The organism is Streptomyces sp. NPDC000880 (assembly GCF_053599675.1).
Map to the genome: position 1 here is coordinate 12166 of NZ_JBSFMS010000037.1, position 19643 is coordinate 31808.

Here is a 19643-nt window from a genome sequence, read left to right on the forward strand (position 1 = left end):
AGGCCGTTCGTGCCGCCGCTGTCGACGAACTCGGCATTGTCGAGGGATGGAGGTCAGGCACGCGGTTGACGGGGTTGATCGCCGCGCGCCGCGCTCTTCTCCTTGATGCGCACCGTTTCTTTCCGAACCTCGGCCTGGGTAGCACGTTCCCGCTGCAGCCACTCGGGACGGTCCGCCTTCAGCGCGTCGATCTGCTCCGTGGTGAGGGCGTCAGTGACTCCGCCACGCGCGAGACCTGCGATGGAGATGCCCAGCTTCGCCGCGACCACCGGCCGGGGATGCGGGCCGTTGCGTCGCAGTTCCAGCAGCCACTCGGGCGGGTCGGCCTGCAGCGCACTCAACTCGGTGCGCGAGACGACACCCTCCTGGAACTCGGCGGGGGTGGCTTTGAGGTACACGCCCAGCTTCTTCGCCGCGGTTGCGGGTTTCATCGTCTGGGTGGTCTGGTGCGACGTCATGGTGTCAAGGGTATCGAGCGTGTGCGCTACCGCCGACCATGACCGGTAACCACGACCGGTAACCTGGCGGAGTGACAGGCTCGGAAGCAACCCCTTCGTTCAGGCTGGCGTATGTCCCGGGGGTGACGCCCACCAAGTGGGTGCGGATCTGGAACGAGCGGTTGCCCGACGTCCCGCTGACCCTGATCGCGGTGTCCGCCGCCGAAGCACCCGACGCGTTGAGGAGCGGTGGCGCCGACGCGGGTCTCCTGCGGTTGCCGATCGACCGGACGGACCTCAGCGCGATCCCCCTCTATACCGAGACGACCGTGGTCGTGGTCCCGAAAGACCACGTCGTGGCGGCGGTCGACGAAGTGTCCGCCGAGGATCTGGCCGACGACGTAGTGCTGCATCCCCTCGACGACACCCTCGACTGGGAGCGTCGGCCGGGACGGCCCGCGAATGAGCGTCCCGCTACGACGGCGGACGCCGTCGAACTGGTGGCGGCGGGAGTGGGACTACTCGTCGTCCCGCAGTCACTCGCCCGCCTGCACCACCGCAAGGACCTCACTTATCGGCCGGTGTCGGACGCCCCCGAGTCGCGTATCGCGCTGTCGTGGCCGCAGGACGAGACCACCGATCTGGTGGAGGACTTTATCGGGATCGTCCGTGGGCGGACCGTCAACAGCTCACGGGGTCGCTCTCCGGCCCCGGCCCTGGCTCAGCCGAAGCGCAAGCACCCCGACACAGGCGGCGCACGGCGGAAGCCCGCAGACGGCAAGTCGACCGGCAAGAGCCCACGGAGCGGATCCGGCGGCCCCAAAGGCGGCAAGCGTGGCAAACCCCGCCGCCGGTCGTAGCCGGGTGTCGCGCATCCGTGGGCTCCGGGCAGCGTTCACCCGGCGGATCGGTCGGGCGGAGGAGGAGGGCGTGCAGCGGGTTGGTGCGGGCGGGTTTGAGGACGTCCAGCTGGCCCTCGCCGACGACGGCCAGCGTGCACGTGTGGCGTCGGAGCCCTCGCCTGCGGAGGCCAAAGCAAGCCGGGGTGACTCCCCGTTGCGGGGACCAGCGTCCCCAAGCCGATGATTTCGACCCAACCGGAGCAACGTCACCTCGCCCTTCCTTGAGCAGTCGTTGTCAACCCGACACCAGCCGCAATACCGCAGCGTGGTCGGAGTTCCACCCAGCCAGCTGCATCTTGAGCGCTCCCGACTCCGGGGCAGGCGGCGTCGGGGTGCTGCTGGCCCCACAGGTAGTGGTGCTCATACCACCGCCGCTTTGATGGAATGTGGCAGTGGTGCCGCAGGTGCCCTTCATGGTGCCGGAAGCCTGGCCACCGTTCGCGAGTGTCAGCTCGAAGTTGAGGCTGTCATCGGGCTTCACCTTGGTCACGGAGAGGGTGCCGCGGTCCAGGACGATGTCGACCGGTCTGGACACAGCGACCTCGCAGGTGCCATCCGCGCAAGCCGAGTAACGCATGCCGTCGGAGGCGATCGGCGGGGGCGGGAGCGGAGCCAATGTGGTGGGCGCGCTGGTGGACCTGCTGGGGCTCGCGTGCGCGGTGACCTTGCTCGTGGGCGTGCTCGAGGGTTTGCTGTCGTCTGATGTGCCGCTGTCGGACGGGGAGCCGCACCCCACCAGGAGAAGTGCCAGCAGAAGGGCGCCTCCGGCCGGCCAAGGCGAACGCGCGGACACGTTGGAAGCGGCAACGACACTCATGGGGACTCCTGGGCGTTGAAGATCGGGTTCGGTGGGGGACGATCTGCCGGTCGAGCTTCTTGCGCCACTGGGCACTCGTAAATCCTGTCAGAAAATGCTCTGTCCTGGCTCAACTCTCGGAACTGCTGGTTCGGTTCGTTGCCCCCCCCGGCTCCTGACGCCTTCGCCCGCCTTGGGCAGACCACGCAGCGCATCCAGGGCAAACACCTACTGTGGCGGGCACTGATGCACGTAGCGTCGGAGTCGGACCGCGTCGATACATCACGGCTCCAAGGGCTCATGGACCGGGCCACGAACCAGATGGCAACCGTGGACAGCCTGCACGACGCCGCGGCCAGAGCGGTCCTGAGCCGAGGCGGCGGCTGACGCGCGCCGAGACTTCAGCCGCGACGCCGGTTCGCGAACCGAGTCTTCAATCGGGGAAGACTTTCGGGGATGGCTCGGTCGCAGGGGCACGCAGTGTGGCCAACGGAGGTGTTGCCCGCTTTCAGCTGGGCCGCGAGATCCCGTACGACGAAGCCGGCCTGGCGCTGCTACGGTCCCGGCACGGAGTGTCTCGTAAATCACGGGCAACGTGCCGTCAGCCGGAGCCGGTCGGGTGGCTACGTTGCTCGCCGAAGACTGACCGCCGTCCTCGGTCCGGATCACCGCCGCCGACCGCAGTTCCCGCGGGAAGGTGGGGCAGTACGTTGTCGGCACCAGCGGCCGCCCGAACATCACGAATGACGGCCTGGTCTATCTGAAGTAACGGGCCGTCACCCCGATCGGCGGGAGACGCGGCGACCGGTGCCGGACGGCGCCGGTCCCCGCACTCGTGCGTCCGGCCACGCGGCGGGAGGCCGTTGGTACGCTGTGCCAGGTTGATCAGTCGTCGCAACTCTGTGCCCATCAGTTCTCAGCAGAGTGTTGTGAGCGGCCAACCGCCTTCGATAGGGTCAACGAACAGAATCAGCCACTGCCCGGACCCTTCAAGTCCGTTGTGTCGGCGTGACTTTTCAGGTCTGGGCTGGTTCGTAAGCCCTCCGGTCCTGTCCCGGCCGGTGGAGCTGCGCGGACCGCTCAGAGAGGAACTCGCCCGATGATGCCGCTCGAGATGGTGGCTGTGGAGTCGTTGATGACCCACGACTACGATATCCGGCGCTCCGAGGTGTATCGCCGGCTGCGCGCCAGGTACGGCTCGGTGGCGCCAGTCCATCTGATGGGCGTTCCGGTCTGGCTGGTTCTCAGCTATGACGAAGCACTGTCGGTGCTTCGTGACGAAAGCCTGTGGAAGAAGAGCCTGGTTCACTGGCGGGCCCACCGCGAGGGCAGGATATCGGCGGACTGGCCGATGCTGCCCACGCTGGAGTGCGACATGATGGTCTACTTCGACGACGAGCGGCACAGGTCCGCCCGGGCGGCGATGACGTACGCCATCAAGCCGTTCCAGGATCTCAATTGGCCCGCCGCCAGGGAGCTGAAGGCGCTGACCACACAGTACGCGGACGAACTCATCTCGTTCTTCTCCGAGGGCGCGGGAATCACCGGAAGCGCCGATCTGTGCGGCCAGTACGCACGGCCGCTGCCGCTGATGGTGACCAATCAGCTGCTCGGATTCGGCGAGGCCGACGACGAGGCGACCATGGACGCCTGGCAGGTGCTGGACGCGGGTCCGGACGCACCCGCCGCGGTCGGGCGCCTGATGGCCACGCTCCGCAAACTGGTCACGGAGAAACGGGCCCGGCCCGGTGAGGACATCCCCTCGTACCTGATCGCCGCGGATCCTTCGGTGGACGACGAGGAGCTGGCCTGGCAGCTGATGCTGGTCCTGAACACCACCGCGGACATGGTCGGAGCGCTGCTGTGCAACACCGTGGTCGAGGTGATCACTGGTAATTCGGGCGCCCGGGCCAGCCTGACGGCGGGCATGCTCGGTGAGACCGTCAACCGAGCGGCGATGGCCAACCCGCCCATGCAGAACCTCACTTTCCGCTTTCCGGTAGCGCCCACCCGGCTCGGCGGCTTCATGATCGAGGCCGGCGACCCGGTGATGGTGTCCCCGGCGGCCGCGCATCACGACCCGGTCTTCGCGGAAGGGGTCGCCAGGAACTCGGGGCTCAGCAGCCGCGCCCATCTGTCCTGGGGCGCCGGACCGCACCAGTGCCCCGGCCGGGACCTCGCGACCACCATCGTGGCGGTCGGTGTGGAGCGGCTGTTCAAGCATTTCTCGGATCTGCGGCTGGCGCTGCCGGCCGACCAGCTGCCCTGGCGTTCCTCCCCGTTGATGAGCGGCCTGCGCTCGCTCCCGGTGCAATACGTCCGCTCGGAGAACTGGCAGCCGGCCGAGCCCGAATACAGGCCCTCCACCCCGGCCGCCCTTGAGAAGGCGAAGCCCTCGGGGATCTGGCGGCTGCTGGCCGGGTTCCGGCGCAACTAGTGCCGGGAGGGCCCGAGCCCGTCAATTGCGTTCCTCATCGGGATGCCGTGTCAGGGCTGGCCGGTTCGGAGGCCGTAGGAGTACGTCGCCTGCTCTTCTCCTCGTCCACGGGGCCTGGCAGGGCCCATGGGCCCTTGGCGGACGAGTTGCCGGTGGGAGGTGGACGAGCCGCGAGGTTTCATCAGGGCGCTCAAACCGAGTGAGACCTTCTAGGGTGACCTGGACCCCGAACACGCCCGGCCGGCCGCCGAGATGACCGGCCTTCGGTCGCTGCCCTCGGTGTCCCAGTCGCTCACCCGCACCCCCTGGCGCACGGGAGCGAGCCGACGGTCGATTCGCTACTACGAGCAGCAGGGTCTGCCGGAGGCGCGGCGTACGGGCAAGGGGTGGCGGGTGTACGACGAGTGGGCTGTGCACGACCCGCATGCCACCCAGCGACCGCGTGGTAGCCGAGCATCACTCGGTGATGATGTCCTACGTTCGTGGTAGGCCACCGAATCCGGCGGCGGCCGAGCCGGCGCAGTGGCTCCGGTCCGCCGAACCACAGCTCAGTGCCCCACCACACGCCGTCACCACTCATTCAGGGGTTTGCTCCGCCTAGGAGGCGCGGCCGCACTCCTGGGCCGGCCGTCTGGTCACGGTCCCGACGCTGACCTGGGCATACGCCTAGGGGCGAAGGGTGTAGTTCCAATCGCCGTGCCAGTCGTGGCGACAGGGGAAGGGCATCGATCTGCCCGTCGCCGATGCGGACTTGGTCGCATTCGGTGCGGCGGGGTCAATGGACGGCGTGTGCCTCGTCCGGTCCCGGGTGTTCGAACTGGGTGCGGTACAGCTCCTCGTAGCGGCCACCGGCGGCCAGGAGTTCGGTGTGGGTTCCGCGTTGGACGACCTGGCCCTCCTCGACGACCAGGATCAGGTCTGCGGCTCGTACGGTCGAGAGCCGGTGGGCGATCACCACGGCGGTACGGCCCGCGAGTGCCTCCCCGAGCGCCTCCTGGACGGCCGCCTCGGAGGTGGAGTCGAGGTGGGCAGTCGCCTCGTCGAGGATGACGACCCGCTGGCGGGCCAACAGCAGCCGGGCGATGGTCAGCCGTTGCCGCTCGCCGCCGGAGAGCCGGTAGCCGCGCTCGCCGACGACGGTGTCCAGGCCATCGGGCAGCGAGGCCACCAGCCCAGCCAGGCGGGAGCGGCGCAGGGCGTCCCAGATGTCGTCCTCGGCGGCGTCGGGCCGGGCAAGGAGCAGGTTGTCACGGACGGATTCGTGGAAGAGGTGGCCGTCCTGGGTGACCATGCCAATCGTCTCGCGGATCGAGTCGGAGGTCAGGTCGCGAACGTCGATGCCGTTCAGCCGAACGGAACCGGCGTCAACGTCGTACAGCCGCGGCATGAGCTGGGCGATCGTGGACTTGCCCGCGCCGGAGGAGCCGACCAGCGCGACCACTCCGCCGGGTTCGGCGCGGAAGGAGACGTCGTGCAGAACCTCTGTGCCGCCGCGGGAGTCGAGAGTGGCGACCTCTTCGAGGGAGGCGAGGGAGACCTTGTCGGCGGAGGGGTAGCCGAAGCGGACTCCGTCGAACTCCACGGACACCGGCCCGTCCGGCACGCGGCGGGCGCCTGGCTTCTCGGAGATCAGTGGTTTCAGGTCGAGGATCTCGAAGACCCGCTCGAAGCTGACCAGGGCGCTCATCACCTCGACACGGGCGCCGGCCAGGGCGGTCAGCGGGGCGTAGAGGCGGGTGAGGAGCAGGGCGAGGGCGACGACGGCTCCCGGGTCCAGGCTGCCGCGCAGTGCGTAGTAGCCGCCGAGTCCGTATACCAGGGCGAGGGCCAGGGCGGACACCAGGGTGAGGGCGGTGATGAAGGCGGACTGGGCCATGGCTGTACGGATGCCGATGTCGCGCACCCGGCGGGCCCGGGCGGCGAATTCGGCGGACTCGTCGGCGGGGCGTCCGAAGAGTTTGACGAGGGTCGCGCCTGGAGCGGAGAACCGCTCGGTCATCTGGGTGCCCATGGTGGCGTTGTGGTTGGCGGCCTCGCGCTGCATCTTGGCCATGCGGGAGCCCATCCGGCGGGCAGGGACAACGAACACCGGCAGCAGGACGAGGGCAAGCAGGGTGATCTGCCAGGAGATGCTGAGCATCACGGCAAGCGTCATCAGCAGGGTGACGAGGTTGGAGACGACGCCGGAGAGGGTGTTGCTGAAGGCTCGTTGGGCCCCGATGACGTCGTTGTTGAGCCGGCTGACGAGTGCGCCGGTGCGGGTGCGGGTGAAGAAGGCGACTGGCATCCGCTGGACGTGGTCGAAGACCGCCGTACGGAGATCGAGGATCAGCCCCTCGCCGAGAGTGGCCGACAGCCATCGGGTGAGCAGACCGAGCCCCGCCTCGGCGACGGCGATGACAGCGATCAGCAGCGCGAGCCGGGTGACCGTGCCGGTCTGTTGGCCTTTGACGATCACGTCGACGACACGGCCGGCGAGCACAGGTGTCGCCACGGCGAGCAGGGCGGTGGCCACACTGAGCAGCAGGAAGCGGTATAGCTGCGGGCGGTGCGGCCGGGCGAAGGAGGCGATGCGGCGCAGGGTGGCTCGGGAGAAGGGTCTCCGGTCCTGCTGGGCGTTCATCGCACTGTGCAGCGATGTCCACGCGGTGACTTCCATGTCCATGGGGTGCCTCCGGAATCTGGTGGGCCGACGCGGTTCCCGTCGGCCGGCGTGGCCCGGGGCGCACCCAGAACGCTATGACCTAAACCAAACTTGAGGTCAACCGATTCCTCTCGATCCTCAGCGGGCCCGTTTTCGAGGCTCACTCCCACTCATGCGCTGTCGGTGGTCGGCGGGGTGACCATCGCCTTCGCTACGCCCGCTGGATACCAGTCAGAGGGTCGAGGTAACCGGCGGTCTGTTCCTGGTCACCGAGTCGAAAGGCGGGGTCCGGGCGGCGTTCAGGGCTGGATCGTCGTTCGCGTCCGGGGGAGTGCAGTGCCAGCCGTCCGCCATCCGCCAGAACACGACCAGAGCGTGCGTCCACGGACCGCGGTCCAGGCTGGGCGCGCCCGCTGTCCGGTAGAGGGCGGCATCCTGTCGTTCATTCGGGGTTTGCCCAGCACCCTCCAGTGCGGCCGCGCGCATCTGCCGCCGGCTGCGCCGCCAGCCCCTACGGCCGCTGAAGGTCGCCCACCAGGCCCTCCTTCTCCATGAGTAGGAGCTGCGCCCTCGGGCCGGCAGGGCAGAGGTCAGCGGATGATCGGGGACACAGGAGGGGGAGTGCTGCAAAGGACATGTACGGCTGACAGTGCTGCCTGCTCCACGGCGGAGATGCCGTGGGACATGCTCCGGCTGCCGTGAGAGAGGATCACGAGGTAGAACGTGCTCCCGTGTGCTTTGACCCGCCCCATGCTGTTGATTGCCCAGCGTTGGGAGTGGGTGCGCAGCAGCCAGCCGTTCTTGAGTTGCCAACGTCTGCCTGCCGCGGACACCCCCCAGTCCTGGTCGGCGTCGATCTGGCCCATGAGGGTCTGGATCAGGGCGCGTGAGGCTCGATTCAGCGGTGAATGGTCCTCGAACACGGCGGACAGCAGGGCCAGCTGGTCTGTCGCGGTGGTCCGGGTGAGGCCCCAGTGGGGGCCTGGCCCCGCTTGGGTGGAGGCCAACCCCAGGGTCCTGTTGGCGTCAGTGAGTCCTCGGCCGCCGCCGATACGCCGCCACAGGGCACTGGCGGAGTCGTTGTCGCTGCTCCGGATCATCGAAGCGGCGGTCGATGCCTCCCACCGGGTGAGCGGCCGTCTCTCGCGCTGGGCGCGCAGTAGCAGGGCCGCCAGAATGTTCACCTTCGCCAGGCTGGCGGTGACGTGCACTTGCGAGCCGTACACCGCCCGCCGACCGTCCCTGGGCTCCAGAACAGCAACCGACACCCGAGTGCCGCTCCGCGTTCGGATCGGTTCGAGAGAACGGGCGAGCACACTGTTCACATCCGTCGGGGCCGGCGCCCGCGTGCCGGGGCTGCCTGGCGGCGCTTTGGCCGACTTGCTGTTCCCCGACGTCACCGGCGCCGGGCTCTGCGCCGGGGGGCGTCCACGCCGGTCACCGACTCCGTTCTGACCGGCAGCGAAGCAGCCCGTGAGCAGCACGCCCGCAGCTGAGCATGCCAGCGCCCTCTGCATCCGCCCCCGACGGGCGCAGACCTCGCCGTGTCTGCCCGGGTCGGGCGAGACAGGCTCCTGCCCCATCCCCCGGGGCGAACAGGCAGTACCAATCGGATTCACCGGGAACCTCAATCGCACAAGCGGGCGGCAACCAAAACGGAAAATATGCCCATAGTCTTTTCCGGGTTGAGGCGCGCCGCATCTCGGCGCGGTTTCCCCTCAAAGGCGCAACGTGCTCACCGCAGACAGCCGCCTGACGATGGGACGAACACGAAGGCCCATCGCTCCCCGGCCCTCTGCACCTGCCCCCGCGCCGCTATGTCGTGCAACGCCGCCCCTGGTCCCGGTGATGTGGCCTTTCCGCGCCACCCTTGCCGGTGAGCGCCTCGCGGCGCTTGGGGGGTGAGTTGGGCGGTGCTGCTGCGGGTGTCATCGAGGAACATGCCGCGCGCCTGGATGCTCCGGCGCGTTGGCGGACTGGATTGAGTACGAGAAGAAGCAGTTCCAGCAGATCCTTAGCCCGGTCAGCTGTGCCGCATCCATATGTTGGGCTCTTGATACACGCCCAGCTGGACGCTTCGAAGTTGGACGGCTGGGCCGCCTCGGTGAACAGGCTCGATGCCGGCGAGGAGCACCTCGGGGAGCGCGAGGCATCACTCCGGCCTCGGTCCACTCGGCCAGGCGGCGCCAGCACGTCATGCCCTAGCCGAAGCCGGTGATTCCAGACCCGGACCGGCTACGCGAGGCGGTGGAGCGGGTGGCGTCGCCGCGTTCATGTGTCGCGTATTCGCTCTCGAATGCGCGACAGAGTCACGGTGGATGGTCGCCGCGCGCGAGGCAAGCCCTGACCGACGCGGCGGCTCCGGCACGCAAGAAGAACGGGCGGCACCCTGTGCGGGGTGCCGCCCCTTCGGTGTACGTCGGCTTCCGCGTACGTCAGAGGGAGACGGCGACGGCGTTGAACGTCGTGTCGGGCGTCTGGGGGCTGGTGAAGCGGGCGTTGACGAGGTAGAGGCGGTCGCCGAAGCGGGCGGCGGTGGTGGGGACGTCGAAGCGCGGGTCGGTGATCGTGCCGCTCAGGGTGGCGGTGGTGACCTTGGCGTCGAGGTCGAAGACGGTGATGATGTTCCGTCGGTTCTGTACGACGTACAGCGTGTGGCCGATGCGGACGAGGCCGTCACCGTTGACGACGTCTGCCGCGCCGCTCAGCGCGATCTCGGTGGCCTCACCGGTCTCCAGGGCCACGCGGTAGAGCTTGCCGGGGGTGGAGCTGACGACGATCAGATCCCGGCCGTCGGGCGTGGCGACGATGCCGTTGGCGTTCAACGCATTGGGCGTCTGCACCCAGTCGCCGCTGAGCGACAGGGTGCGCACCTCTCCCGTGCCGCCGCGCGGTACGCCGTAGAGCACGCTGTCGCGGGAGTCGGTGAACCAGGCGCGGTTGCCGAGCAGGACGACGTCGTTGATGAACTGGGTCGTCGCGGTCAGTCGGTAAGTGGTGACGAGCTTGCCGGTGCGGGAGTCGACGATCCGCGCGGTCCCTCCGGCGGCTCCGGCGATGTAGAGCAGGCCGTCGTGGTCCAGCTTCAGCCCGTTGGCCACCGTGCCGGTCTCGCCCTCATAGATCACCTTGCCCTCGCCGGTGCGCAGGTTGGTGCGGTAGACGGCGCCGTTGGCGCGGGAGCCCATGTAGGCGTACGGCTTGCTGTCGATGGCGATCCCCTCGGGGAGGAAGCCGTTCGGGAGCGGGAACTCGGTCGGCCACGCGGAGGTCTCAGTGGCGGACACGGCGTTCGCCGAGCCGGCGCCGGTCGCCAGGGCGAGCGTGGCGAGGGCGGCACCACCGAGGACGGCGCGCCGGGACGGTGTGGGGTGGTTCCGAGGCATGGGTTGGGGCCTCCGGGAGGAATGGGGATGGGACTCGACGAGCACAGGAAATCAGCGGACTCTGAGAAGCACATGAATCTCGCCTTACCTTGGTTCGCAACTTGCCGCCCACGGCGGAGATCCTCCCCATATGTCCCACGCGACCTCGCTCACCGCGCCGCCGAAACCGACCCGGCCTCCCGCTCCGACACCGACATCTGCCGCATCCTCAGCCGGCCGAGCTTGAACCGGTAGCTGCAGCGGTCGGTTCGCTCGATCCGGCGATGGCGCAAGGCTACGAGCGGTCGCCTGGCGTTCGTCCAGCGGGTTGGGCTCAGTGGTGAAGTGACCGCCGGGCGGGGAGACCTCGACGGTGTCACCGGTGCGCAGCTCGCCGGTGATCCAGGTGGAGACCCGGCCGCCGGGGACACGCTTGACGGCCACCCGCAGCTCGCCGTCGCCGACACCGCTGCTTATTGAGTACGTGTGGCGCTCCTCCTGCCCCTCGATGACGGTCTTGAGGGTGAGGTGCTGTCCCGGGGTGAAGCGGAAAACGCGCGTGAGGTCTGCGGGAACGGTGAAGGCGACGGAGACTGCGTCGGCGGTCTCCCGGCTGACATCGGCGACCGTAAGCCGGTGGAAACCCCGGCCCGGGGCGCGGTCGGCAACAGCCGGCCCCGCCACGGAGGCCTCGGACGGCCCGAGGGGCGCCGCTGTCCGGGCTGCTGCCCGGCTGAGCCTGCGCCCGGCCGCGAGTCGGTAGGTCGTCAGGAAGACGAACGCTGCGGCGATGATGCCCGCACTCCAGCGCACCAGCGGTCCGCCCGCGTCCTTGCCCGCGGTGAAGGTATGTACGCCGGCCAGTACGAAGATGGCGAACGCACTGCGATGGACCCACCGCCACAGCGCGTCGGGCAGGCGCGACTTGAGCAGGGAGGTGACCTGAATCGCCAGGAGGAGGTAGAGCGCGACGATGCCCCAGGCCACAGCGCCGGGCCGGTACTCGGATGCCATCGGCACCAGCAGTTCGGCCCAGCCGAAGGACACCCACTCGTCCATGAACAGGGCCGTCATGTGAACACCGGTGAAGACCACGGACAACCCGCCGAGCAGCCGGTGCAGGTCCAGCAGCCACGCCGGGGCAGGCCGCCCGCCCAACACGCGCGTGGACAGCAGCAGCCCCCACAGCACGGCAGAGAGACCAGCCACCACGCGGTCAGTCCGCCGGCGCGGGCGAGATACCACCAGAGCTTGGGCCATGTTTCGTACCTTTCCAGGTAGCCGGAGCGCACCGGCGCGCTCTCGCAGGGGACGATCAGTCCCGCTGTCTTCTGCTCGTTCAGCAGATCCGTTCCGGCGGGCACGCCGGCGACGAGGACGGCCTTGGCCAGCACTTTGGCCCAGTGCGCCTGGGCGGCCACCACCGTGACCCGCGGCGATCTCGCGGGCGGCTGGGGCCCCGGAGCGCGGGTCGATCAGGTGGTGCACCCCCTCGCCTGCCCGGCGCCAGCGGCGCTTCAAGCGGCCCCGCGTGTTCAGGGCCACTGTGGTGACCGCCGTGGTGGCCACGGTGGTCGTCAGTCCCGGAGCGGTTGTCGGTGACGCCGCCCTGGTCATCACGGCCGCGATCGTTGCCGGCCTACTTCTGTTCCACCCTCATGATCTGGCCGCTGTCCCGGTCGACGTATACCTTGTGCTGGCTGCTGTTCTTGAGGATCTTCACGCTCCACGCCGGACGGCCGTGCTCCACCTCCGGCTCGACCTCGATGAGGCTCCCACCGCCTACGTGGGCAAGGGCGATCTCGCCGGCGCGCCCGCGACTCACCGACGTGCCCGCAGTCGCGGACGGACCCGCCGTCGCATCGGACGTCGGAACCGGGGTTGGTGTCGCGGTCGCGGCCGACGACGTGTTCCGCGTGGGGGTCGCGTCCTGGCTGCCGCCCGCGAGAGCGGTTCCGGTGATCGCGGCAGCCAGCGCTCCCGCGGTGAGCAGGATCACGGACGTGCGTTTCATGGCGAACCTCCTGCAAATGCGGTGTGGTGTTCCGAGGTTCGCCCGAGCCGGGATATGGCCGCGCTGCGCGAGTGCTAAGAGCGGGTTAAAGCGGTCCCTCCGGGGGGGCGGACCGGACGAGGGCGGGCCCATGGCAGAGTCACCCGGGCGCCGCCGGTCGGACCGCGTCCCGCGTGAAGGACCGCCGTGGCGGTCGCATCACCGAAGACGGTGCATTGCCCCAGGTGCGTCGCCGAGTGCGGCAACTCCCGCTGCCGGTACCGCGGTCGACGCGAGGGCCGTGCCCGGGTACTGCTGCACGACGTCTCGGTGCTCGTCTCCCCGATACCGCCCGAGTGCAACTCGAGGACACAGGCGTCCCACGGCCCGGAACGGGTCTGCGGCGCGCGCTGCGGGGCTCCGTCATCGGCCCCGGGCGGAACTGCTGGCCGACACGCTGCTCTGGGAACGCGAGCAGGGTCTGGACCGGGCAAGACGTGGCGGCCTCAGCGCCCAGCGCGAGCGCGAGTTGCTCGACGCTCTGGGCTGACGGCTTTGGTCTCCTGCTGTTTGCCGCCGCGCCCCGATGCTGTCGCGAGACCACCGCTGGCCGGGCCGGCTGCACGGGAGTCCGTGTCCTGCGGGCGGACTCGCAGTTCTACAGCACCGCCGTGGTGACCGCCTGCCACCGGGCCGGAACCCACCTCTTGATCAGTACGGGGATGAACCCTTCGACCAAGCGGGCCATCGCCCCCGTTCCCGACACCGCGTGGCAGCCGATCCGCCACCCCGGGGCAGTCGTCGATCCCGACACCGGCGAACTGATCTCCGACACAGAGGTCGCCGAGATACCCGACTACACCGCTTTCACCGGCCGGAAGAAGGCCGAACAGGTCACCGCCCGGCTGATCGCCGCGCACGCGGTGGTCCGGCATCGTCGGACAGAGTAAGGAGGAGCCCGTGGAGAACGACGCGACTGACCACTTCGTGCACGTCCGCGGCGCCAGCGAGCACAACCTGAGGCACGTCGACGTCGACATTCCCCGGGAAGCGATGGTCGCCTTCACCGGGGTTTCCGGTTCGGGCAAGTCCTCGCTCGCCTTCGGCACGCTCTACGCCGAGGCCCAGCGCCGGTACTTCGAGTCCGTCGCGCCGTACGCCCGCCGGCTGCTGCAGCAGGTCGGTGCACCGCATGTGCAGGAGATCACCGGGCTGCCACCAGCCGTGGCCCTGCAGCAGCGTCGCGGGGCGCCCAGCTCGCGGTCGACGGTCGGCACCATCACTACGCTGTCCAACTTGCTGCGGATGCTTTACTCGCGCGCCGGGACCTACCCGCGGGGGGTCCCAGGGCTGGATGCCGAGGCGTTCTCGCCCAACACCGCGGCCGGCGCCTGCCCGCGGTGCCACGGACTGGGTGTCGTGCACGACGTCACCGAGGACCTGTTCGTCCCGGACACGTCGCTGAGCATCCGCGACGGCGCGATCGCGGCCTGGCCGGGTGCCTGGCCGGGCGCCAACCTGCGCAGCATCGTGAGCGGTCTGGGGATCGACATCGACAAACCGTGGCGCAAGCTCAAGAAGAAGGACCGGGATTGGCTGCTCTACACCGACGAGCAGCCGTCGGCGCTCATCGAGCCGGAGCCCGACCGCATCGACTACGGCTACTACGGGAAGTTCTGGAGCGCCCGCAAGCACGTCATGCACGTCCTCGCCGACTCCAAGAGCGAGCGGATGCGCGACCGGGCGATGCGGTTCGTCCGGAGCGTGCCCTGCCCCGTGTGCCACGGCAGCGGCCTGCGGCCGGAGGCGCTCGCGGTGACCTTCGCCGGCCGCTCCACCGCCGAGGTCAACGCGCTGCCGCTCACCGAGGTCGTAGCGCTGCTGCGGCCCATCGCGGAGCTGTCCGACGCCGGAGCCGCCACCTCGACCGCCCGGTCCGGGGAGACGACCGAGGCCGCGGTCCGGATCTGCACCGACCTGGTCGCGCGCGTCGAAGTGCTGCTCGACCTCGGCCTGGGTATCTCAGCCTCGGGCGCCGCTCGACGAGACTGTCGCCCGGCGAGGCACAGCGCCTGCGGATCGCCACCCAGCTGCGCTCGGGGCTGTTCGGGGTCGTCGACGTGCTCGACGAGCCCTCCACAGGCCCGCACTGGGCTGATGCGGAGCCACTGCTGGACGTGCTGGACCGCCTGAAGGCGTCGGGCAACTCGCTGTTCGTCGTGGAGCACGACATGGACGTCGTACGGCGCGCGGACTGGGTGGTCGACATCGGCCCCGGCGCGGGCGAGGGCGGCGGACGTGTGCTGTACAGCGGTCCGGTCCCCGGCCTCGAGCAGGTCGAGTAGTCAGCCACCAGCCGGTACCTGTTCGGCCGCGCCCAGCCGCTCGACCACCGCCCCCGGACGCCGCAGGGCTGGCTGCACCTGCGCGGCGTCTCCCGCCACAACCTGCACGACGTGTCCGTCGACGTACCGCTCTGCGTGCTGACAGCGGTGACCGGGGTGACCGGCTCCGGAAAGTCGACGCTGGTCACGCAGGTGCTCGCCGAGGTCGTGCGCAGCCACCTCGGACTGGCGCCCGAAGAGCCCGACGAGGCGGAGCTCGAGGTCGACGTGCAGGACGCGTCCGGGCTCGAGTCGTTCGACCGGCTGGTCCGGGTCGACCAGCGGCTCGTACCGACGCCCACTTGTCACCGGCCCCACCGCACGCACAGGCGGCCCCAACCTCGTGTTCCCCGTCCCCACTCGGCAAGCCGCGCCCCGCCCGGGGCCTGGGCGCGCCCGGGCTGGTGAGAGCGATTCGTAACGGATGGCCGTGGCCTGCTGGTTCACGCGAAATCTGAGAGAGCACCGCCGCGTTCGCCTCACCGATCGGGTACCCCGGACCGCGACGCCGAACTGGACCTCTGGCGTGCTCCAGGCTGGCGCGCTGCTCCTGGAGGAGACCGCCGGCACGACCGGCGACGGGGCCTCCCGCGGCACCGCCCAGCACGCGGCAGAGCCGCGGCGCGCTGCCATGGAGTCGGCTACCGCGCACTCCTGTTCACCCCGGTCGATTCCATCGGTCCGGTGCTTTTGCAGTCGTGGCGCGGCTCTCTGGTTCAGTGCCGAGCTGCTGAGCCGATCGTCGAGGCCGGGGCGAGGCGTGTGCTACCGGCCGGTAGGCTGCTGGTCGCCAAAGAGGGGAAGGCCAGGCTCCTCGGCGCTGAAGTCCCGGTGGACGAGATCCGGAGCCGCGGGGTGTTTTCCTGGCCTGGTCAGGCCTGTGCGGCTCCGTACTTCGCGGGCGGCCAGGCCGAGTTCTGCCGTGATCTTCGCGACGGTGTTCACCGACACCCGCCAGCCGGCTCTCGTCAGTTCGATGAAGATCCTCGGAGACCCGTCGGTACCACCGGAGCGCTCGAGCAGCGCCCTGACCTGGTCGGCGAGCCCGATCCTGCGCGTCTGCCGTTCCGTCACCGGCCTGTCTTTCCCACTTGTAGAACCAGGACTGCGAAACTCCCAGCGCCCGAAACTCCCAGCGCCCGGCAGGACGTCGCGTGCGGGATGCCGTGAAGGGTCCTCTGGTCAGCGATGAACGCGGGCACACCCGCCGCGTTTCTGCCTACTTCACCCAGAGGACCATGCATCGCTTGAGGACATCACGCTCCATCGCAAGCTGGGCATTCTCCTTGCTGAGCTCGGCATTCTTCCGCCGAAGCCGCTGCAGTTCCTCTCGCTCCGACTCGCTCAGCCCTCCCGTCCCCGACGCCTCGGGACGTCTTCCTGGACTGGCCACCCAACTCCCCAATGTCCCCTCGCCTCCCCAGATCCCGCGCGACCTGCGCAATCGGCTTACCCGTCTCGGTCACAATCCGTACCGCACCCTCACGGAACTCAGGGTCGAACCTGCGCTTCTGCCATGACACTCAACTTCCCCTGCAGTCACGGCTCCATGCTACGAGGGGAGGGACCCCGGCCCGGTGGCGCCGGCGGTGCTCAGCCGACCTCGCGAGGGGATGGCACGTAGGAGGGCAGCGGCCGACGGTCGCAGCAACCACCACAGCAGCAGGACGGCCGTGACTGACGCGCATTCAGAGCGGCGCTGCAGGTCTTTGCGTTGCGCTGGGACACCCGCTGGCGCGCCAACAGAGTGAAGGCCTCGGGAACTCGCCCGGCCAGCCCAAACTACCCGCCGGACATGCCCATTGTTCTGGCCTTTTGACGACTCATCAGCTCTTCGAGAGCTGCCTGAAACGGTCTCAGATGCACCCAATCGGCCCCCTGGTGACAAATCTCCGACATGTCAGAAATGACATATGAAAGTCTAATCAGTACGTTCATTCACGGGTCGGCTGCTCAGTCGACGCCTCTGAGAGCAAGGAGAAGTGAAAGTGAAATTGACGACGCGTACCGCCTACGTGGCTACTGCCTCCGCCGGCATCACGGCCCTGATTTTCAGCGGGATTACCTACGCCTCCGCCGCTAGTTCTTCTGAGTCCGCCCCGGCGGCCGCCCCGGCAGCCGCTCCGGCCGCCGCTCCGCTCGGGGGAGACTCCGACGGGAAGAAGGAGGAAGAGGACAAGGGCAAGGACAAGGGCGGCGAGAAGGAGGACAAGGACTACGACAAGGAGGACAAGGGGCACGACAAGGGGCACGACAAGGGGCACGACAAGGGGTACGACAAGGAGGACAAGGAGGACAAGGGCAAGATCAGCATCAACGATCGGACGTACTCGGCTACCCCGGACGGATGCGTCACTGTAGTCAGCGGGTCGAACTCACAAAGCTTCAACGTCCGCAACGAGAGCAAGAAGACCGTTGAGTTCTACCAGGGCCTCACCTGCGACAACGGCTCTGCCTTCGCCACCATCGGAAAGAAGAGCTCCACCACCGTCAATATCGGCGACTTCGGGCTCCTCGGCCCCACCACCGTGGTGTACGGCAGCTTCCGGGTGATCGACAACGACTACAAGGACGACAAGGACGAGAACTAGCCGGACAGGCAAACCGCGCAGAAACACTGACACAGGTACGCGACCCGGCGGCCTACGTGGCATCAGAAACCCCGGCCCGCTCGAATCGGGCCGGGGTTTCCGGCGTAGGACACAGGCCCAGCTCCGGGTGACTCCGTGACTGTGCGGCCGGTGACCCATACACCTCGTCACTTCACTATGCACCCAGCCAGAAATGACCGCCACCGGGGGCGGTCCACTCTGCCGGTACGCCCGAGCATGGGGTCACACGCCCGCAGCCAAGCATCCGCGCCAGCGGAACGCGCCCGGAAACGGCGCGATTGATGATGGGCACCGTGGGCACCGCAGCCGGACGGCACACGGCTCAACCACCGAGCGCGTCGGCTCACACGACCCGATTACTCCAACAAAATTACTCCACACCTGTGATTTACCCGACAACGGGCGCGTAAATATCGGGAAACACGCCCCACAGCACTCACTCTCTGAGGAACTGTCCGCAGACCGCGAGGGTGCCATGAGGCTGCTGTCGAAGGTTTTTCGAACGTCGACGAATTCGTCTGACGCAGTGCTGTCACGGCGACTCGAGCAAAGCATCGGAGGTGCCGGATACTGGGTGACGAGAATGCCCAGGGAAGCGGTCCACCTGATGCGAAAATCCCAGCTGTACAACATCGCGGCAGCGGCGATCGCCTTCATCACTGGAATCCTCGCCTGGCCCCTCATCTCCCATACGTCGCCGCTGACCGCGTGCGTGGTCCTCTCCGTACTCGCAGCCATTGCCGCACTCACGATCGCTGCCCCGCAGGTCACCGGGCTGGGCGACCGGACCGAAGAGACCATCAAACTGTGCGGCTCATACGCAGCAATCCACGGCGAACTGCTGCAAGCGCAACAACGGCTCATCGAAGGATCCGCAGAAGACGCAGCACACGCGGTTGACATCATCCGCCAGTACGAAAACGTCACGGCACGCAACGACGCCCTCGTATCCGGCCGGAGAAGTGCACAACCACGACTCCAGCTGACCGCACCTCAGGAAGCCCGCCCCAACCCGCCGCATCTCCCCGGACCTCGCCTCCTTGAACCGCCCTCGGTTCGGCCGGAACTGAACGCCCCGAGAGCGATCAGTATGCCTAGGGATGACACTTCTTCAGCGCATCGCGCTCCTCAGGGCATTCCGCGAGCGAGCCGACGGAAGCCGAAACGCCGCCGCCGCCGAGGTCTGAAGTGAGTTGGGGAGTGAGTTGAACGAGGTGTACTGCCCAGGTTCAAGGGGAGCCGTAGAGAAACAAGGTGTCGCTTCGCGCGAGGTCGCTCTTTGGTCTGGTATTGCGATTCCGGAGGGTGTTGGCGATCAACTCGCGGTCCGATTCGGGGTATTGATGCCGCATCTGAAAGAGCGGCAGCGTCGTTTGATGCCGGCGGCCGAGGCGAGGTTGCTGGGGCAAGGTGGTGTGCGGGCGGTCGGAAGAAGTACAAACGGCTGCGGGGCTACAAATGCTTCCGTGGATGGTGGACCGGACTCGCAACGAGGGCTGGGACTCTTCAGCGCTGAACTGGTAGCTGAGGGCGTCCATACCAGGGCGGGGACGCCCGTGATCACCGAAACCAGCCCAGCTCCTATTGGGGAGTGGACGCCGGGAAGGGGCCGATCGCCGTCGATTCCGGTGACATCACCAAGGTCTACTTCCAGGACCCGAGGACGCGGGCGTGGCACATCCTCACCTGGGAGCACCTCCCGCGCTCAACGGCCCGGTCAGCCGGGAGGCGATGGTCTACGCCCGCAGGCTCGCGGGGTAGACGCACCGGTTCCCGGACACCAAGCGCGCACTGGTTGAGCTGCTGGAACGCCGGGGTGCGGGCCTGACCGCGGACGCACCGAGCGGCGCATGGCGGTACGGCTCTCCCAGGAACGGCTGCGGCTGGCGGGCGACGGTGACGCACCGCAGGTCGAGAAGGACGAGGTCGCTTCGCCGGCTCACCGGCCGGGACCCGATTTCGCGGGCCCCGGCCGGTGAGCCGGCCTGGCTCTGAGCGAGTATTGCGGTGAACACGCAGGCGACCACCCGCCGCGGTGTCCCACAACGCCACACCGCAACCGCCGGGCAACCT

At 68.5% G+C, this 19643-nt stretch carries 16 protein-coding genes and 2 pseudogenes; 9 read left to right on the forward strand and 9 right to left on the reverse strand.

Annotation, left to right across the window (positions count from 1 at the left end; translation table 11 throughout):
* Positions 1 to 53: 53 nt before the first annotated feature.
* Positions 54 to 458, reverse strand: a complete 405-nt coding sequence (locus ACWDO5_RS15075) for a DUF5997 family protein (protein ID WP_450530718.1) — start codon at positions 456 to 458, stop codon at positions 54 to 56.
* A gap of 71 nt (positions 459 to 529) precedes the next feature.
* Between ACWDO5_RS15075 and ACWDO5_RS15080 the strand changes: the two genes are divergently transcribed.
* Positions 530 to 1297 carry a LysR substrate-binding domain-containing protein gene (locus ACWDO5_RS15080; protein WP_450530719.1) on the forward strand — a complete coding sequence of 256 codons (768 nt, stop codon included), beginning with the start codon at positions 530 to 532 and terminating at the stop codon, positions 1295 to 1297.
* A 277-nt stretch (positions 1298 to 1574) separates the two neighbouring features.
* Here ACWDO5_RS15080 and ACWDO5_RS15085 read toward each other — a convergent pair whose 3' ends face one another.
* The gene (locus ACWDO5_RS15085; RefSeq protein ID WP_450530720.1) at positions 1575 to 1829 is read right to left on the reverse strand and encodes a hypothetical protein; all 255 of its coding nucleotides are present in this window, start codon (positions 1827 to 1829) and stop codon (positions 1575 to 1577) included.
* 1441 nt (positions 1830 to 3270) lie between these two features.
* On the opposite strand from ACWDO5_RS15085, the gene ACWDO5_RS15090 reads away from it, so the two are divergent.
* Both ACWDO5_RS15090 and ACWDO5_RS15095 read left to right on the forward strand, forming a co-directional pair.
* Positions 3271 to 4572, forward strand: a complete 1302-nt coding sequence (locus tag ACWDO5_RS15090) for a cytochrome P450 (RefSeq protein WP_450530721.1) — start codon at positions 3271 to 3273, stop codon at positions 4570 to 4572.
* A gap of 252 nt (positions 4573 to 4824) precedes the next feature.
* On the forward strand, positions 4825 to 5061 hold the full coding sequence (locus ACWDO5_RS15095; protein WP_450530722.1) for a MerR family DNA-binding transcriptional regulator: 237 nt from the start codon (positions 4825 to 4827) through the stop codon (positions 5059 to 5061).
* Positions 5062 to 5347: 286 nt separating this feature from the next.
* Here the strand turns inward: ACWDO5_RS15095 and ACWDO5_RS15100 are convergent, their stop codons facing one another.
* The 5 genes from ACWDO5_RS15100 to ACWDO5_RS15120 all read right to left on the reverse strand — a co-directional run bounded on the left by ACWDO5_RS15100 (position 5348) and on the right by ACWDO5_RS15120 (position 12595).
* Positions 5348 to 7237 (reverse strand): ABC transporter ATP-binding protein, encoded by a 1890-nt coding sequence (locus ACWDO5_RS15100; protein WP_450530723.1) that lies wholly within the window; start codon positions 7235 to 7237, stop codon positions 5348 to 5350.
* Positions 7238 to 7806: 569 nt separating this feature from the next.
* A complete protein-coding gene (locus ACWDO5_RS15105; RefSeq protein WP_450530724.1) occupies positions 7807 to 8484 on the reverse strand; it encodes a serine hydrolase in 678 nt (225 codons plus the stop codon).
* A gap of 1167 nt (positions 8485 to 9651) precedes the next feature.
* Positions 9652 to 10602, reverse strand: a complete 951-nt coding sequence (locus ACWDO5_RS15110; protein WP_450530725.1) for an SMP-30/gluconolactonase/LRE family protein — start codon at positions 10600 to 10602, stop codon at positions 9652 to 9654.
* A gap of 84 nt (positions 10603 to 10686) precedes the next feature.
* Positions 10687 to 11790 carry an FAD-binding oxidoreductase gene (locus ACWDO5_RS15115; protein ID WP_450530726.1) on the reverse strand — a complete coding sequence of 368 codons (1104 nt, stop codon included), beginning with the start codon at positions 11788 to 11790 and terminating at the stop codon, positions 10687 to 10689.
* Between the two features lie 430 nt (positions 11791 to 12220).
* Entirely contained in the window at positions 12221 to 12595 is a 375-nt protein-coding gene (locus ACWDO5_RS15120; RefSeq protein WP_450530727.1) for a PepSY domain-containing protein, read from the reverse strand.
* A gap of 361 nt (positions 12596 to 12956) precedes the next feature.
* Between ACWDO5_RS15120 and ACWDO5_RS15125 the strand changes: the two are divergent.
* From ACWDO5_RS15125 to ACWDO5_RS15135, 3 genes and pseudogenes are all read left to right on the forward strand, one after another.
* A pseudogene (locus tag ACWDO5_RS15125) lies at positions 12957 to 13124 on the forward strand (oxidoreductase); the annotation flags it as partial.
* 172 nt (positions 13125 to 13296) lie between these two features.
* On the forward strand, positions 13297 to 13524 hold the full coding sequence (locus tag ACWDO5_RS15130; protein WP_450530728.1) for a hypothetical protein: 228 nt from the start codon (positions 13297 to 13299) through the stop codon (positions 13522 to 13524).
* 10 nt (positions 13525 to 13534) lie between these two features.
* Positions 13535 to 15243, forward strand: a pseudogene (locus tag ACWDO5_RS15135) (ABC transporter); the annotation flags it as partial.
* A 480-nt stretch (positions 15244 to 15723) separates the two neighbouring features.
* On the opposite strand, the gene ACWDO5_RS15140 reads toward ACWDO5_RS15135, so the two are convergent.
* Entirely contained in the window at positions 15724 to 16032 is a 309-nt protein-coding gene (locus ACWDO5_RS15140; protein WP_450530729.1) for an IS3 family transposase, read from the reverse strand.
* A gap of 182 nt (positions 16033 to 16214) precedes the next feature.
* The gene (locus tag ACWDO5_RS15145; protein WP_450530730.1) at positions 16215 to 16481 is read right to left on the reverse strand and encodes a transposase; all 267 of its coding nucleotides are present in this window, start codon (positions 16479 to 16481) and stop codon (positions 16215 to 16217) included.
* 465 nt (positions 16482 to 16946) lie between these two features.
* Here ACWDO5_RS15145 and ACWDO5_RS15150 point away from each other — a divergent pair, with 465 nt between their 5' ends.
* The 3 genes from ACWDO5_RS15150 (at position 16947) to ACWDO5_RS15160 (ending at position 19549) form a co-directional block, all read left to right on the forward strand.
* Positions 16947 to 17549: a hypothetical protein gene (locus tag ACWDO5_RS15150; protein WP_450530731.1), complete on the forward strand. Its 603-nt coding sequence runs from the start codon at positions 16947 to 16949 to the stop codon at positions 17547 to 17549.
* A gap of 496 nt (positions 17550 to 18045) precedes the next feature.
* Entirely contained in the window at positions 18046 to 18762 is a 717-nt protein-coding gene (locus ACWDO5_RS15155) for a hypothetical protein (protein WP_450530732.1), read from the forward strand.
* Positions 18763 to 19420: 658 nt separating this feature from the next.
* Positions 19421 to 19549, forward strand: a complete 129-nt coding sequence (locus ACWDO5_RS15160; protein WP_450530733.1) for a hypothetical protein — start codon at positions 19421 to 19423, stop codon at positions 19547 to 19549.
* Positions 19550 to 19643: the final 94 nt, after the last annotated feature.